This window comes from Anabaena sp. PCC 7938 (assembly GCF_049315035.1).
GTDB lineage: Bacteria > Cyanobacteriota > Cyanobacteriia > Cyanobacteriales > Nostocaceae > Anabaena > Anabaena cylindrica.
Genome location: NZ_CP186034.1, coordinates 4,229,857 through 4,245,298, shown reverse-complemented (window position 1 = coordinate 4,245,298; position 15,442 = coordinate 4,229,857). Strand labels below are relative to the sequence as shown.

The following is a 15,442-nucleotide window of genomic DNA, read 5'->3' as shown; positions in this document are numbered from 1 at the left end:
ATAGCTATTAATTAGCCCAAGTTATTCATCTTGTTTTTAGCAACATACCCCATCTATTGTTTCGGAGAAGCAAGCTGGGGAGGGATAAGGGAGGGAACAGGGCGCAGAAGAGAAAAATATTCTTCTTCCTTCTTCACTTCTTTATCCTGACTCCTGACTCCTGACTCCTGACTCCTGACTCCTGACTCCTGACCATTTTCCAAGTTGAAGAAGAAAAATTAATATCGACTCAAAAATAAAAATCCCACTTGAAATAACCCGACAACAAAACCTAAAATACCGCCTAAAGTCACAATCGCCTGTAATTCATTTTTAACAATTCCCTCAATTGCGGCTTCTAAATCAGCAGGTGAAGTTGATTTTACTCTGTCGATAATCACTTGATCTATAGATAAAATAGGAATGACTTGGGTAACGATTGCTTCTAAGTCTCTCTCTAAATAGCGTTCTAAAATTAACGCTAACTCTTCGGAAACAACTTCTAAGGAAGTACTAACAACAGGTGAATTACTCAAACGCTTTAGAAGTAATCCTGCAATATTTTCCCAATCGGCTGATTCAGTTAATTCTTTTAACAAATCACTACCACTATTTTGGAGATAATGACGAACACTATCTCTCGTTGTTTTTCTGAGTTGACGGACTGTACCAATTGGTAAGTTTTGGAAAGATAAATCTTGTAAAAGTTTTTTGAAGCGATCGCGCATTTGCAAATCTTGAATTAATTCTTGCAACCGCTTATTGGTAGCTTCTTTTTCATCTAAACAAAATGTCCGCAATCGGGTGAGAGTATTGCGTAAACCAAATAAATTAGCTACTACCCAATAAGTACCGCTGGTTTTTTCTCGGAAGCTATCATCAATAGTTTGGATTGTGCGATCAGTTAAAAAATCAACTATTGCTTGTCTTAACACATCTGGTGGTAAAACTACTTCCAATAACCAATCAGCTAACCGAGTTGATTGTTCCTCGCTTAGTTGAAATTCCAGTAAAATCTGGTCAAAAATTTGGTTGATTTGCGCTTCTAAAAAATTTTCCTGTCGTGCTAATACCTTGAGAAGGCGTGGTAATGACTCTCCTAATAAATCACGTAAAATTCCCGCGATGATTTTGACACTTTTTTGGTTTTTATCAGCTTGGACTTGTTCAATTGCTAACTGCAATAACCAGAGGATTGCACCTTTTACTCTTTCTGTTTGTAGGAGTCGTCGCGCCAGTTTTTGTAATTCATCTGGCGTTAACAGAGACCCCATAATGGTATCGGAAATATTTTTTGCCAACCGTTCTTGATTGCGGGGAATCAATCCGGGAGTAAAAGGTACTCTCCACCCCAGGATATAAATAGCTTGGTAGGGGCGAAATAGCATTTTGATGGCTATATCGTTGGTGAAATAGCCGATAACTCCACCCAAAATAGGGGGTGATACATAAAGCCAAAGATGAGACCAATCCACAGTATTTTGGATTAGGAAACGAGGACAAGGGGCTGGAGATTGGGGACTGGGGACTGGGAGAAATTAATTAAAAATTAAAAATAATTCTGATTCTCCTGTCTTTTGCCATCCAATTACCAATTATTTATTTACTACTAACACTCCCATCATATCGTTAGAAATGGGATAATGTATTGTATTGACAAAACCAATTTTTTGCGCTATTCGCACTTGTTCTTGACCAATGGGGAAGCGGTCTAAACTGGGACTGATATAAGCGTATTCTTCCTTTACGCCTAGATTTGTGGCTAGGGGAACAACTAAGTTGTCTAAATACCACTGCTGAAAGGTACGCAATATAGCATTACTAGGTTTATGAAAGTCTAGAATAGCTGCTTTGCCACCAGGCTTAAGAACACGATATATTTCTTGGAGACTAAGGGGAATATCTTTAACATTTCTTAAACCATATCCCATTGTGATGGCATCAAATTGATTGTCATCAAAGGGTAAATTTAATACATCAGCTTCTAACCAAGTTATGGATGCTTGGGGGTAATATTTGTGGCAGCGTTCTTTGGCCACTGTGAGTAAGTTGCAGGAAAAGTCTACACCATATACCTTTCCCGTTACTCCTGCATATCGGGCTAATCGAAAAGTTAAATCGCCACTACCGCAGCACAAATCCAAGCAAGTATCTCCAGGTTTAACTGCACTCCATTTGACTGTCATTTCTTTCCATATGCGGTGTTGTCCCAGACTTAACCAATCATTTAATTGGTCATAGACTGGAGCAATACGGTCAAAAATGTCACGAATTTCGTTGCTCATTAGTCAGATGATTATTGAACATTGAGACTGGCATACTACAACCAGTTTATAAAGTGTCATTCTGTAGCTTACCTCGGATTTTGATGAGGGATACAGTATGGCATTAGGTCTAGGTTCACCCGTTTGCAGTATAACTACTCGATAGAGCGATCGCTAATAGTTCCACCGATAAATGGATGAGTTTGAGTTCATCTGTTCTTAAAATACAAGGTTTTTGCCACTGTAGAGACAATACCCCTAACATTTTCTGCCGATAAATAATGGGGATAATTAAATGTGCTTGGACTCCAGCGGCTTGGTAGTAAGCAAGACTACTGAGATTAGGGTCTTTAGGTATATTTAGAGATGATTGTATTTGACCAGTTGCGATCGCTGCTTTTGCTAATACATCTTGAGAAAGCCAATTTTCAATCACACCCGTTTCACTGTACACCCCTTGAGTTCCAACTAAAGCTTCCCCTTCCAGCAGTTGCACAATACAGCCATCTGCATTAAAAGTTTTACTACAAGCTTTAGCAATGGGAGCCAAAGTTGCTTCTAAACTAGAAGCTGCTTGAGTAACTTCTACCAAAACCGTCAGCAGATCCATTTGGGCATTAGCACGGCGTAATTCTTCTGTTCTTTGCTTGAGCAGATCATAAGTTGCCGCTGCTCTTTGCACTACATCCTTCAGTTCTCCAGAATCCCAAGGTTTGGTGATGTATTTGAAAACTTGACCGGAATTAATAGCTTCCACCAAATCTTCAATATCAGTAAATCCAGTGAGAATAATTCTGACTGTATCGGGAAATTGTGGTAATGTCCTGCTCAGAAATTCGGTTCCTTTCATTTCTGGCATCCGCTGATCGGATATAATGACTGCGACTTCCCCCTCTTCCTCCAACAATTGCAGTGCATTTATACCACTGTCGGCTTTGAGGACATTAAAATCACGGCGAAAGGTACGATACAGCAAATCCAGATTATCTGGTTCATCATCAACTACAAGAATTTTGAGTTTTGTTGGGCGTTCACGATTACTCGCTTGAGAGCGTACTTGCTCAATGTCCATATTGAGGTTATCCATAATTTGTTTTATATCTTCTTCACTATTTGGTTATATTCCATACAAGACTGACTTGAGAATAGGGGGTTGGGAATTGGGTAATGGGTAAAACACTCATGATCGGGTGGTGTAAATCATATTCTTAGGTTCAGTAGAGTTGATTATGGAAGATTCTGAGTCTGACAAGAGATTAGCACTTTAGAGATTAGAATTAGGATATGCTGTTCAGGTTAAGCCGTAACATATTTTAATTACACGTTGATTAATAAAATTCCGGCATCAGGCAGTTACTAAAAGCCTAGGCTAGGAACGAAGCCCATTCTTTAAATCTCAAAGAATCACCATATTAAATTAAAGTTTACACTTTAGATTATGACTGAACTACCAACCAATACCCAAGATACTGAGAACGCTACTAACGATACAGCACAAGAATTATTAGTCAAGTTAAGACAAAAACAAGGTAACTGGGTGGAATGGGGAACAGCGATCGCTTACCTACAGAAAAACGGTTACAATCCTCAAGAAATTTTTGAAGCCACTGGATTTGAGCCAAGTCAACAAAATCAGGTAATTGTTGGCTCACAAGTTTACAGTTGTTTAGAAAAGTTTGGTGCATCCGAAGCTACAAAGGCATACTATGGTGAAAGGGCTAGTGATATTCTATATGAACTACGCCTACTTACCCAAGAAGACCGAGCCGCCGCCGCCGATTTGATTTTTCTTCACAAACTCGACGTAGACGAAGCGCGGGAGATTGCCAAATCAATTAGAGATTTTTCTCGATTTCCTGCCCCTCCAACAGGTTTTACAGCCAATCCTGGGGATGCTGTAGCCTATCAAATTTGGAAATTGGCAAGACAAAATTCTGATTTACAAGAGCGATCGCGCTTAATAGCCAAAGCATTACGATTTGTTCACTCACAAACAGCTAGGAAACAAATCGAACAACTATTAATGGATTTTACCGCAGTTGTTCAACGCCCCGCTCCAATTCTCCCCTTTTTCCGTCTAGAGTCAGATGAAGAATTACCCCGGATTGTGCCTGTAGTTGGTGAGTTGCCATTGACACCGCAAGATATACAAGCTGTACCCATAATTACAGAAATTGAACCATTTCGGATTGTCAAATTTGCCGGAGAACAAGCTTGGGTATCCTTACCAGGTTGGCAGGTACTACGATCTGCTGAAGATCCAGTTGTAATTATTGCCAGCAGCGATATCTTCCCTAACCCAACCCTAACCAAAACAGAACCGGTGCTAGTCGTTATAGATCGCGCACAAAGAGAATGGGATATTTCTAGCTACTTTGTCGTCGATAACTCCGGTGAAATTGATTTTCAGTGGTTTGATACAGCCCCAGAAAATACCATACTAGGAAAAATAATCGTTATTTTACGTCCTAAGAAAGTTCTTGATGAAGAATTTACCAAGGATTCTTGGCAGATTGACGAATAAGGTTAGGTGATTGGTGATTGGTAAGAAAAGTTTTACCATTCCCCAATTACCAATTAGGGAACACCAGACAATAAATTATTCAATCTTGTGGGATGGGCATCCTGCCCGTCCTTGATAATTTGCGGGCTTTTCGGCCCGCACCACAAGAAATTTTTGTACATTTTTTTATTTGGAAGTCCCTGATGAATTGCTGCAACGATAAAGTTGATAAGGGAATTGACCAGTGCGATAGTGTTGGATAGGTTCTATCTTACAAGTAGTTTTACCAGATGTAAGTGTCAAATTTTGTGGATAATCCCGCTTTCTCATGCTTGAACCTACGAACCATAAATTAAACTGAGATATATCTGCCATAGAAATTTGAGAAAGCTTGTTACTAAAGGCAGAAAAATCAGGAGATTTATCTAAAAAAATCAAACTATCTTTCTGTAATTGGCTGGTGATTTCATGACTTCTAAGTTGTTCCAATGCCACAGCAAAACTTAATCCCGCAGCGACATCTTGATAATTTTCATATCCCACCACCAACATTAATGGTACAGCAGGTTCAAAATTCATATTTTGGGCAACTTTATCAGGTTGAAAAGGTTTTTGAAACGCTAAATTAGAAAGCACAAAAATACAACTGATTAAACCAACCAATAAAAAGACAAACTTGGGAATTTTGACTTTTTCTAAACTGACTGCTAATAAAGCGCAAAAACTAGGATAATAGACAAAATGATAACGAGGAACAACCGTAATATCTTTACCTAATAAATAAGCAATCAAGAAGAATTGTAATAATACAAAAAAAGTAAAACTTAAAAGTGTGAAAGTAGGCAAATGGGTTTTACTTTTTAACCATAGTAACTTTAAATTTGGCAAGACCTGCCACCCAGTCCAAATCATAAATACAACCATGAGAAAACCACAAAAAATCGCCATTAATAAAGGCTGATTTTCTACGGGGAGAGTAATGATCATCAACACCCAGGTAATCAAAGTTTGATAGATTGGTTCAACATGATGAGCAGATGGCAACCAATTAGTTTCAGAACTGCGTAAATGGCTGAGTATAACTAGTATCCAGGGCATGAAGCTAATAATAATAGAACAGGTAGAGATAATTAGATATAAATAGACTTGCCGGAGTTTAAAAATATTACTTTTACCCCGATAAATTAGCATTAATAGTGTAGCAACTTCGGCGATAAATGCTATACTAAAAAAATAGTGAACATAAAGACCAATACTATTAATAATTGCCCATAAAAACCAAACCCAAAAACGTAATCTTTGTTGATAAAAGATATCTTGCTGAATTTGCATGAGCAAGAATAACGCTAAGGTAATTATGAGCATAGGTAGAGTGTAGTGCCTTGCTTCTTGGGAAAGATAAACAGCAAAAGGGGATAATGCCATCAAAAATGCTGCCATAATTCCAGATGTGGGAGAAAAAGCAATACGATTGACTCCATAAATTGCTAGGATTGTAGCCACACCAAATAAAGCTGGTAGCGATCGCAATTTAGCCATCCACTCTATACTCAAAGGATGCAAAAACCCTAACCAACTGTACATCCAGCAAAAAAACAGCGGTGGGTGAGTAGAATAATTAGCCAGATTAGTGGCAATTTGAGAGCAGCTAACACCTGGTTGAAAAGCAAAAATTGTCTGAATTTGGTTGAGGGGAAAGAGAACATCCAAAGGTAAATCACGGTAGTTTTTACCCAAACTGAAAATAGCCGTAATTATTTCATCGAGCCAGAGGGGTTTTAAATCAAGATGCCAAAAGCGCAAAATAGCACCAATAGCGATCGCAATACCCAATGCAGGTATCGTTCCAGTTAAACCCAAATCATGTATAAAAAGTTTGCGATTAATCATTATTGATTCATGTTAATTGAAATACTTAATCTCTCAAACACTCACTCTCTGAGCCTCTGCGTCTCTGCGTGAGATAAAATCATACACTTACTCAGCAACGCCAAAATAAAAACCTAAATTTTATATGTCAAAAGATAATTTTACAGATTTAGTAGAGCAAAAAAGCCTTGAATTAGAAGCAAATCAACAATCCTCCTTAGCTAAATTAAACGACAACATTGTAGCAATTCGTGATAGTTTGCGACCTGGACAAAAGCAAATGGCCGACTGGGAACATGGGTCATTAGCTGTGTCTGCTGTTCCTGGTGCGGGTAAATCGAGAGGGATGGCAGATGCCGCTGCGATCGCAATTGCCCGTCAATATCAACATTCCCTTTCCACAGGTAACAATTACCGTCGTCAATTGATAGTCGTCACCTTCACCCGTTCCGCCGCTGCCAACATTAAAGCAAAAATCCGCGAATGCTTACGAGATAAATTATCTTTACCGCAAACAGGCTTTGCAGTCTATACCCTGCATGGTTTAGCCTTAAACATTGCCAGCCGTCATCCCAACTTATCCGGTTTGCAGCTAGAAAATGTCACATTAATTACCCCTAACCAAAGCCATCGTTTCATTCGTCAAGCGGTAGAACAATGGATTATTCATAATCCCGAACAATATTCTCACTTACTCGCAGGTAAACAATTTGATGGGGAAGAAACAGAAAAACTGCGTCGTCAGTCAGTATTGCGAACAGAAGTATTACCAGATTTAGCTTATACCGTCATTCATGAAGCGAAAAGCTCAGGAATAACACCACAACAATTAAAAAAATGGAGTCAAAAAACTACCGATAAGTATGCAATTTTGCAAGTTGCAGCAGGATTGTATGAGGAATATGAAAACTTAATGCGTAGACGTAGCCCATCGGATATGTCGCCAGACTTCATCGACTACGACGATATGATTTTAGCTGCTTTACGAGTTCTAGAAAACGACAGCGCCCGTCGTATAGAGCAAAATCAAGTTTTTGCCGTTTTTGAAGACGAAGCCCAGGATTCTAGCCCACTTCAGACGCAGTTATTAGAAATATTGGCAAGTGGGGAGAGGAAGCAGGGGAGCAGGGGCAGGGGCAGGGGGCAGGGAGATGGGGAGATTTTGATAGTTCTTTACTGAGGACTCCTCAACTCAACCTAGTGCGAGTGGGTGATCCTAATCAAGCGATTAACTCAACTTTTACTCCTGCTGACCCGATTTATTTCCGGGATTTTTGTAAAAAATGTCATCTTGATCAAAGATTGGCAACAATGGATCAAGCCGGTCGGAGTACAAGAATTATTATTGCAGCAGCTAACTTCGCCTTGGAGTGGGTGAATAATCAATGGTCAACAACCAATAAAGGCGAAACTCCATTTCTGGTGCAGACAATTCACCCTGTGGATATCAATGATCCTCAGACAAATGCTAATCCCGCACCAGTGGGGAAGGGACTTGAACTTTATACCCCTGTAGATATTCATCAAACAGTTGAGTTGCTTTCCCAGAGAGTAGTTGAATTATTCACCCAAGATCCCCAATCTTGTGCAGCAGTTTTAGTGCGAGAAAATCGCCAAGGAAGATGGTTAGGAGAGGCTTTAGAACCGATATGCAAAGAACATAACATCAAACTTTATGACGTGGGAGAGAGAGAAAGACGTTCTCATGTACCCCAAGAAATTTTATCATTATTGCAATTTTGCGATCGCCCCCACTCCCCCGGAAAACTCAAAGCCGCCCTCGATGTCCTAGTCCAACGTCAATTAATTCCTACCCAAGATCTCAACGCCCTCGCCAGTATTCCCGAAGAATTTTTATATCCTGGCCCCCTAGCCGCACCGCAAACAGATATAGTCCAAAAAACTGCCCATTTGTGTCGTAGCCTACTCCGCGCTCGTCTAGAACTGCCTCTGTATCAGATTATTTCCTTCTTCGCTTTAACCTTAAATTATGACCAAGCAGAATTAGCAACCGCTGACAAACTTGCAGAAAGAGTCAATCAGCAACTCTTCGGTAACACCTCAATGGAAGCAATGCTTTCCGCTTTAAGTGAAATCGTCAGTTCCGAACGATTTGAATCAGTAGACACAGAAAATCTGGACGAACAATATACCCAACCAGGTCAACTCACAATCATCACCATGCACAAAGCCAAAGGGCTAGATTGGGATTATGTGTTTTTGCCCTTTCTGCACGAAAACCTTATTCCTGGTAGATTTTGGGTTCCACCCCAAAGCCAATTTTTAGGTGATTTTACCTTATCAGAAGTCGCTCGCGCCCAAATTCGTGCCGTACTCCACACCAAAGCCATCCCCAATATCAGCCAAGCTTGGGAAGATGCAAAATATCTGAAAATGGCTGAAGAATACCGTTTACTCTATGTTGCCATGACCAGAGCCAAGCGGCTGTTATGGATGTCTGCGGCTCAACAAGCACCCTTCACTTGGAACAAACCGCATAATTTGCAAGCTTCCGCTCCCTGTCCTGTTTTTGCAGCCTTAAAGCGCCAATTTCCCAAAAACGTAGTTAAGTAAATTCTGTATTCCCTGATTTCAATAACAATTTGGGGAACAAAACTAAACTAAAAATAGTAAATAAGTTTATATATAGCGGTATGCACTTGAATGAAATACATCATAGCCCCCTCCCCGCAAGCAATGAGGGGGTTGGGGGTGGGGTTCTTGTATCTCACTCAACCGAGAACCGCTATATCTTGTTAAATTGAGGCGGAAAACAGATTATGTCATTTCATTTGAAAAATATCGGTAAATTACCTCAATCAATTGTTTTAACCCTTGCTTTAAGCGGGTTGCTGGCTTGTGGACTTGATATTTCTAACAATCAAACCTCTGTGGCTATTCCTAGTCCAGAACAGACACAATTAGCTCAAAATCGAAACAATCTACCTAGAGATATTTCTAGAGCCGTGCTACGAGATGCGGCTAAACGTTCTGGGGTAAAAATGCCTGATTTGAAAATTACTCAAGTCACAGTTACAACCTTTGGAAATCCCTGTATTTTTCGATTTGGAGAAATTTGCACTAAGGAATACAGACCTATTCGAGGCTGGAAGGTAGTTGTGCAGGTAAAAGATCAATCATGGACTTATCATGTCAATCAACCTGGTTCACAAATCCTGCTCGACCCCAAAGTGAATGTATCTGCTACTTCCCAACTGCCGAAGGATATAGCTGATAAGGTTGTGAGTGATGCTTCTAAACGCTCTGGATTACCACAAAATGCCATAAAAATTACTCAAGCAACCCAACAAACCTTTAGTAATGCTTGCGTATTCAGTTTTGGTGAAGTCTGTACTCAACAGTTTGACCCCATAGAAGGCTGGATAGTAATTGTGAAAGTGAAAAATCAATCTTGGACTTACCACGTAGATAAAACCGGCGCAAGTATTGTCTTAGATCCTAAAGTCGCAACCTCCACAAAAAATTAATTTGGTTTTTTTGATATATAATAATAGATTGTGTCGAATCATAGCCAAACCCATGCCTAAACTCAAAACTCGTAAAGCAGCGGCGAAGCGATTTCGTGCCACTGGTACAGGTAAAATTGTCCGTCGCAAAGCTTTCAAAAGCCACCTTCTGGAACACAAGTCTTCCAACAAGAAACGTGGTTTGCGCCAGTCTGCACTGGTATGTGAACGTGATGCAGACAATGTACGTTTGATGCTCCCTTATTTGTAAAACATCACAGGTAGTTAAGATATGACTCGGGTAAAACGCGGTAATGTAGCTCGTAAACGCCGCAATAAAATTCTCAAAATAGCTAAAGGGTTTCGTGGTTCTCACTCAACTCTGTTTAGAACCGCTAACCAACAGGTGATGAAGGCGCTTCGCAGTTCTTACCGCGATCGCAAAAAGAAGAAGCGTGATTTCCGTCGTCTATGGATTACACGTATTAACGCAGCTTCTAGACAACATGGTTTAAGCTACAGCCAGTTAATTGGTAATCTCAAAAAAGCTAACATTGAACTAAACCGCAAAATGTTGGCACAATTGGCAGTTCTTGATCCTGCAAGTTTTGCTAAAGTGGCAGAAATGGCAAACGCAGTTAAAGGATAAAGGTGGCAACGGATGAATAACGGATGTAACAGGTGGTCAAAAATTAATCAGTTACATCTGGTATTATCCGCTACCTTAATTTTGGTTTTCTGCCTTTGTTTCGGGGGAAAATCTTTGACTGCTTCAGCCGCTACGTTGCCGGAAATTCAGCAACGAGGCTATGTAAATATTGCTGTTAAATATAACTTGCGTCCTTTGGGATTTAAGGATGATAACGGCAATTTACAAGGGTTAGAAATTGATTTAGCCAGGCGTTTGGCAGAGGAATTACTAGGTAAACCGGATGCGGTGAGATTTAAATCGGTTGCTAATAGCGATCGCTTGTCAGTAATTTTAAACAATCAAGTAGACCTCACCATTGCCAGAGTTACAGCAACTGAATCACGTTCCCGTATAGTTAGTTTTAGTGTTCCGTATTATATTGATGGTGCGGCAATAGTTACAAAAGATACATCTATTCAAAAATTGCAAGATTTATCTAAACGTAAAATCGCAGTCCTCAATAATTCTAGTACTATCGCTAGGGTAAGGTATTTTATACCTAATGCTGAGTTAGTAGGCGTGAATTCCTACGTAGAAGCACGGGAAAAAATCGAAAATAACACTGCTGATGCTTTTGCGGCTGATACCAGCGTTCTCAGTGGTTGGGTGCAAGAATATCCTCAATATCGGCTATTACCCACCAAGCTATCAGCCCAACCTTTATCGGTTGTGATGCCCAAGGGTTTGCAGTACGATGAGTTAAGGCGAAAGGTAAATGAAGCGATCGCACGTTACACAGCTACAGGTTGGCTCAAAGAACGCGCACAATTTTGGGGGTTATTTCCTTAACAGCAGAATATGGATTAAATGAACCGCGAAGGCGCGAAGGACGCGAAGGAAGAAGGTATATATTAAGAATTACGAATTACGAATTACGAATTACGAATTATTTTTTTATTTCCCCATTTTCCCAGAAAGTTGAATAATAGATAGAGAAAGCACTTTTTATATTTGTATTTGTAGGCAATGGATAACAATCTAGCCGTCGTTTATCTCTCAGTTTTTGTTGGTCTGCTCGCATTTGCAGGTGTGAGTGTTTTTCGAGAAATTTTCAAAACTCGCAAACTAGAAGGTTCTCTTTCCAAGTTGAAAAGCAAGTTAACTAAAGAAAAAGGTACGGCTCAAGAATATTATGAATTAGCCAGTATTTATTCCGAAAAAAAAGTCTTTACTCAATCAATACCCCTATTTCAAAAAGCTCTTAAAGCTGCTGAAGAAGAGGGAGAAGAAAATATTGCCCCAATTTACAACGGTTTGGGTTATGTTTATTTTGCCCAAGAGCAATATGACTTAGCAATTCGTCAGTACAAAGAAGCAATCAAATTAAACCCAGATTATATATCAGCCTTGAATAATCTTGGACACGCTTACGAGAAGAAAAAATTAAATTCTCAAGCACTGGAAATGTATGAAGCAGTACTAAAATTGGTTCCTAATAACGCCACTGCAAAACGTCGTGCTGAATCTTTACGACGTTTGGTTACTGCATAATCCAGCCAATTATTTGCAAATTAGTTTCTGAATCTATCGGTTTTACTATTAGCACTGGGGAAATAAATAACCAATACCAATTTTAAAAATTATTGTTACAGATGTAGGTTGGGTTAAGGAACGCAACCCAACAGCAAAACCTTAACTCTGTTGGGTTTCTCTCTGTTATACCCAACCTACCTATCTGTCGCATTCTTTTTTTTACCTGGTATAAGTTCTAAATTAAGTAAACTAATGATTCAGAGACTAAGGTTTTTTGGGCTAGTTGTTGCCATCATTGTTTTCGCTACTACCATACTGGGATTTATGGGCATTTTATCTGCTCAGGAATCTGTCATTTCCCATCCTTTAAACCCATTAACCGAGATAGAAATCAATCAAGCTGTAGACATACTCAAACAGGAAAAAACCTTGAGCGATACAGCATTTTTTCCCATGATTGCTTTGCAAGAACCGGATAAAAAAGAAGTCTTGAATTTTACACCTGGTAAGTCATTTACACGCCAGGTTTTTTTATTAGTTTATGAACGTGAACTCAACAAAACTTTTACAGGAACAGTTGATCTCACCACCAAAACCTTAACTTCTTGGGAAGAAAAACCCGGTGTTCAACCTGCAATATTACCCCCAGATTATGAGATAGCAAAAGAAGTCATTAAATCCGATCCTCAATGGCAAAAAGCCATGCAAAAGCGGGGAATTACAGATTTTGACCAAGTGCAAATCAGTTGCTGGACAGGAGGAATACTCACTCCAGCAGAAGAAAAATCAGGTAATCGTCTTTGTCGAGCATTATCTTATTATAAAGGGAAACTATCAAATTTTTATGCCCGTCCCATTGAAGGAGTTTTGGTTACAGTTAATTTAAACAAAGGTGAAATTGATAGTTTTGTTGATAACGGTGTAGTTCCTATATCTCAAGAAAATTGGGACTATGATCTAAAATCTTTCAGTAAATTACTTTCACCACCAAAACCCTTAAAAATTATTCAATCTCATGGTCAAACCTTCAGAATTAAAGGTAACGAAATTAGTTGGCAAGGTTGGAAATTTCGTTATTTAATGCATCCTCGTGAAGGATTGGTTTTATATCTTGTTAATTACAAAGATGTCGAAAAATACAGACCAATTTTATATCGTGCCGGCTTATCAGAAATGGCAGTTCCTTATGGTGATTCTAATCCTAATTGGTCATTTCGTAACGCCTTTGATGTCGGAGAATATAACCTTGGTTTGTTAGCTAATAAAATGGAAATAGGTAAAGAAGTTCCCGATAATGGGGTTTTACTGGATGCCGTATTTGCTAATGGTGAAGGAGATGCTTATACAATGCCTGGAGTCATTGGTATCTATGAAAGAGACAACGGTGTACTCTGGAAACATTTTGAATACAATAGCCAAAAAAATGATGTTCGTCGCAGTCGTGAATTAGTAATGAAGATGACAACGGCTGTTGATAATTATGATTACAGCATTAATTGGATTTTTCACCAGGATGGTACTTTAGAAGTACAAAATGAGTTAACAGGTATTGTTCTGGCACAGGGAACAACAGCCAAAATCCAAACTCAAAATAATTCCTTTGGCAGATTATTAGCTCAGAATATATTTGGAGTAAATCACCAGCATTTCTTCAACTATCGTCTAGATTTAGATGTAGATGGTCAGGCTAATTCTGTGATGGAAATGAATGTTGAAGCTTTGCCAATAAGTGATAAAAATCCTTTGGGAAATGCTATTACTGTAGAAGACACACCATTAAAAACAGAAAAAGCTGCTGTCCGTGATTTAGATATCAAACACAGTCGAGAATGGATGATTGCTAGTGCAGATAAACAGAATAATTTAGGTGTTTCCCCTGCATATATGTTGATGCCAGGAGGAAACACCATTTTGTATGCGGTAGAAGGTGCAAAAATCCGCGAAAAAGCCAGTTTTGCAACTCATCATCTTTGGGTAACAAAATATAAATCTAGTGAAATGTATGCAGGTGGAGATTATCCCAATCAAGCAAAACCAGGCGAAGGTTTACCAAAGTATATTGCTGATAATGAGTCTTTAACTGGTGAAGATGTTGTGGTGTGGTACACAATGGGAATGACTCATGTTCCCCGTCCCGAAGATTGGCCAGTAATGCCACGACACCAAGTTGGGTTTAAGTTGATGCCCAGGGGTTTTTTTAGTAGAAATCCCGCGATTAATTTGGGTGAATAAATTAGCTTTAAATTAGTTTTGTAGAGACTTTCACTTCGTTACCTGTCTCTGACAGGTAATGGAATCGCAAAACAGGAAGTTAAGCAAACACAATTAGACTTTTTTAATGAAACCTAAAAATAGGTTAATTACTATCTAATTTCTGTATAAAATTCGTGTGTTCAACAGACTTTAAACCAGCTTGTAAAACATTCAACACGCCTTGCATATTACCTGTTAATAATTCATTTACCGCTAACCATAAACCTGGAAATACCCGACTTTGTAAAATTCCATCTTGATTAGGTGCTAGTTCTAAATATTCACCTTCTTCCAGAGAAAACCAATTCAATTTTTGGTCTAAAACTTGCCAAACAATATATTCTTTGACACCATTACGGCGATAAGCTTGTTTTTTGCTATGTAGGTCAATAGCTGCACTACTAGCAGCAATTTCCACAACTAACTCCGGCGCACCTTCAATATAATCATCCTCACTGATTCGAGTTTGTCCACCTGCTTCTGGTGTAATAATCAAAACTGCATCAGGTTGAGGTTCGTTATCTAAGTCTAAACGCACCGTGGGTTCAACTCCTAATGCCACACCGGGAGTCATAGCTTCATAACTAAACAACCAACCAGTTATCCGACCATGAGGTTGTCCATGACTTCTAAAACGCAAAGCAGCAGGCATAATATAGACTATTCCTTCGATTAATTCAGCTTTTTTAGGTTTAGGGATGGCATTATATCGACGCTCAAATTCATAACGAGTGAGTTTATCGCCGTTTGTCAAAGGAGGAATTGTCGAAGCGAGAAAGGGTATTTTTACCATAATTTTTGTAATAGGTAATTAATTCCTATTGTGTATATTTTAGCAAATTACTGATAAAGACTGATTATATCATTTGGCTTTTTTGCGGTTTAAATTAACAAATATCAGTGATGTCAATTGCTCAAAATTGATCCCAAGATTTTGCTAATT

General features: G+C 39.1%; 12 protein-coding genes and 1 pseudogene. 8 read left to right on the top strand and 5 right to left on the bottom strand.

Annotated elements, in window-relative coordinates:
• Nucleotides 1-218 precede the first annotated feature (218 nt).
• The 3 genes from ACOWPH_RS19365 to ACOWPH_RS19355 all read right to left on the bottom strand — a co-directional run bounded on the left by ACOWPH_RS19365 (nt 219) and on the right by ACOWPH_RS19355 (nt 3,330).
• Nucleotides 219-1,454, bottom strand: a complete 1,236-nt coding sequence (locus ACOWPH_RS19365) for a DUF445 domain-containing protein (RefSeq protein WP_015217021.1) — start codon at nt 1,452-1,454, stop codon at nt 219-221.
• 120 nt (nt 1,455-1,574) lie between these two features.
• Nucleotides 1,575-2,264: a bifunctional demethylmenaquinone methyltransferase/2-methoxy-6-polyprenyl-1,4-benzoquinol methylase UbiE gene (ubiE, locus tag ACOWPH_RS19360; RefSeq protein ID WP_015217020.1), complete on the bottom strand. Its 690-nt coding sequence runs from the start codon at nt 2,262-2,264 to the stop codon at nt 1,575-1,577.
• A 115-nt stretch (nt 2,265-2,379) separates the two neighbouring features.
• A complete protein-coding gene (locus tag ACOWPH_RS19355; RefSeq protein ID WP_042465442.1) occupies nt 2,380-3,330 on the bottom strand; it encodes a response regulator in 951 nt (316 codons plus the stop codon).
• 351 nt (nt 3,331-3,681) lie between these two features.
• Between ACOWPH_RS19355 and ACOWPH_RS19350 the strand changes: the two genes are divergently transcribed.
• On the top strand, nt 3,682-4,767 hold the full coding sequence (locus ACOWPH_RS19350; protein ID WP_015217018.1) for a RuBisCO accumulation factor 1: 1,086 nt from the start codon (nt 3,682-3,684) through the stop codon (nt 4,765-4,767).
• Nucleotides 4,768-4,932: 165 nt separating this feature from the next.
• Here ACOWPH_RS19350 and ACOWPH_RS19345 read toward each other — a convergent pair whose 3' ends face one another.
• The gene (locus ACOWPH_RS19345) at nt 4,933-6,636 is read right to left on the bottom strand and encodes a glycosyltransferase family 39 protein (protein ID WP_015217017.1); all 1,704 of its coding nucleotides are present in this window, start codon (nt 6,634-6,636) and stop codon (nt 4,933-4,935) included.
• A gap of 124 nt (nt 6,637-6,760) precedes the next feature.
• On the opposite strand from ACOWPH_RS19345, the pseudogene ACOWPH_RS19340 reads away from it, so the two are divergent.
• From ACOWPH_RS19340 to ACOWPH_RS19310, 7 genes and pseudogenes are all read left to right on the top strand, one after another.
• Nucleotides 6,761-9,189, top strand: a pseudogene (locus tag ACOWPH_RS19340) (ATP-dependent helicase).
• 206 nt (nt 9,190-9,395) lie between these two features.
• Nucleotides 9,396-10,103: a hypothetical protein gene (locus ACOWPH_RS19335; protein ID WP_015217015.1), complete on the top strand. Its 708-nt coding sequence runs from the start codon at nt 9,396-9,398 to the stop codon at nt 10,101-10,103.
• Between the two features lie 52 nt (nt 10,104-10,155).
• A complete protein-coding gene (rpmI, locus tag ACOWPH_RS19330; protein ID WP_015217014.1) occupies nt 10,156-10,353 on the top strand; it encodes a 50S ribosomal protein L35 in 198 nt (65 codons plus the stop codon).
• A gap of 21 nt (nt 10,354-10,374) precedes the next feature.
• Nucleotides 10,375-10,731 carry a 50S ribosomal protein L20 gene (rplT, locus tag ACOWPH_RS19325; RefSeq protein WP_015217013.1) on the top strand — a complete coding sequence of 119 codons (357 nt, stop codon included), beginning with the start codon at nt 10,375-10,377 and terminating at the stop codon, nt 10,729-10,731.
• Between the two features lie 12 nt (nt 10,732-10,743).
• Nucleotides 10,744-11,562: a transporter substrate-binding domain-containing protein gene (locus ACOWPH_RS19320; RefSeq protein ID WP_015217012.1), complete on the top strand. Its 819-nt coding sequence runs from the start codon at nt 10,744-10,746 to the stop codon at nt 11,560-11,562.
• Between the two features lie 177 nt (nt 11,563-11,739).
• Complete coding sequence (locus ACOWPH_RS19315) at nt 11,740-12,264, top strand: tetratricopeptide repeat protein (RefSeq protein WP_015217011.1); 525 nt, start codon at nt 11,740-11,742, stop codon at nt 12,262-12,264.
• Nucleotides 12,265-12,498: 234 nt separating this feature from the next.
• Nucleotides 12,499-14,478, top strand: coding sequence for a primary-amine oxidase (locus ACOWPH_RS19310; RefSeq protein WP_015217010.1), 1,980 nt, complete (start codon nt 12,499-12,501; stop codon nt 14,476-14,478).
• 124 nt (nt 14,479-14,602) lie between these two features.
• On the opposite strand, the gene ACOWPH_RS19305 is transcribed toward ACOWPH_RS19310, so the two are convergent.
• The gene (locus ACOWPH_RS19305) at nt 14,603-15,292 is read right to left on the bottom strand and encodes a Uma2 family endonuclease (protein WP_015217009.1); all 690 of its coding nucleotides are present in this window, start codon (nt 15,290-15,292) and stop codon (nt 14,603-14,605) included.
• Nucleotides 15,293-15,442: the final 150 nt, after the last annotated feature.

What these genes read in the sequence shown, in the direction of transcription:
- ubiE (WP_015217020.1), bottom strand. Translation starts at nt 2,264, where the DNA reads ATGAGCAACGAAATTCGTGACATTTTTGACCGTATTGCTCCAGTCTAT.
- ACOWPH_RS19355 (WP_042465442.1), bottom strand. Translation starts at nt 3,330, where the DNA reads ATGGATAACCTCAATATGGACATTGAGCAAGTACGCTCTCAAGCGAGT.
- ACOWPH_RS19350 (WP_015217018.1), top strand. Translation starts at nt 3,682, where the DNA reads ATGACTGAACTACCAACCAATACCCAAGATACTGAGAACGCTACTAAC.
- ACOWPH_RS19345 (WP_015217017.1), bottom strand. Translation starts at nt 6,636, where the DNA reads ATGATTAATCGCAAACTTTTTATACATGATTTGGGTTTAACTGGAACG.
- ACOWPH_RS19335 (WP_015217015.1), top strand. Translation starts at nt 9,396, where the DNA reads ATGTCATTTCATTTGAAAAATATCGGTAAATTACCTCAATCAATTGTT.
- rpmI (WP_015217014.1), top strand. Translation starts at nt 10,156, where the DNA reads ATGCCTAAACTCAAAACTCGTAAAGCAGCGGCGAAGCGATTTCGTGCC.
- rplT (WP_015217013.1), top strand. Translation starts at nt 10,375, where the DNA reads ATGACTCGGGTAAAACGCGGTAATGTAGCTCGTAAACGCCGCAATAAA.
- ACOWPH_RS19320 (WP_015217012.1), top strand. Translation starts at nt 10,744, where the DNA reads ATGAATAACGGATGTAACAGGTGGTCAAAAATTAATCAGTTACATCTG.
- ACOWPH_RS19315 (WP_015217011.1), top strand. Translation starts at nt 11,740, where the DNA reads ATGGATAACAATCTAGCCGTCGTTTATCTCTCAGTTTTTGTTGGTCTG.
- ACOWPH_RS19310 (WP_015217010.1), top strand. Translation starts at nt 12,499, where the DNA reads ATGATTCAGAGACTAAGGTTTTTTGGGCTAGTTGTTGCCATCATTGTT.
- ACOWPH_RS19305 (WP_015217009.1), bottom strand. Translation starts at nt 15,292, where the DNA reads ATGGTAAAAATACCCTTTCTCGCTTCGACAATTCCTCCTTTGACAAAC.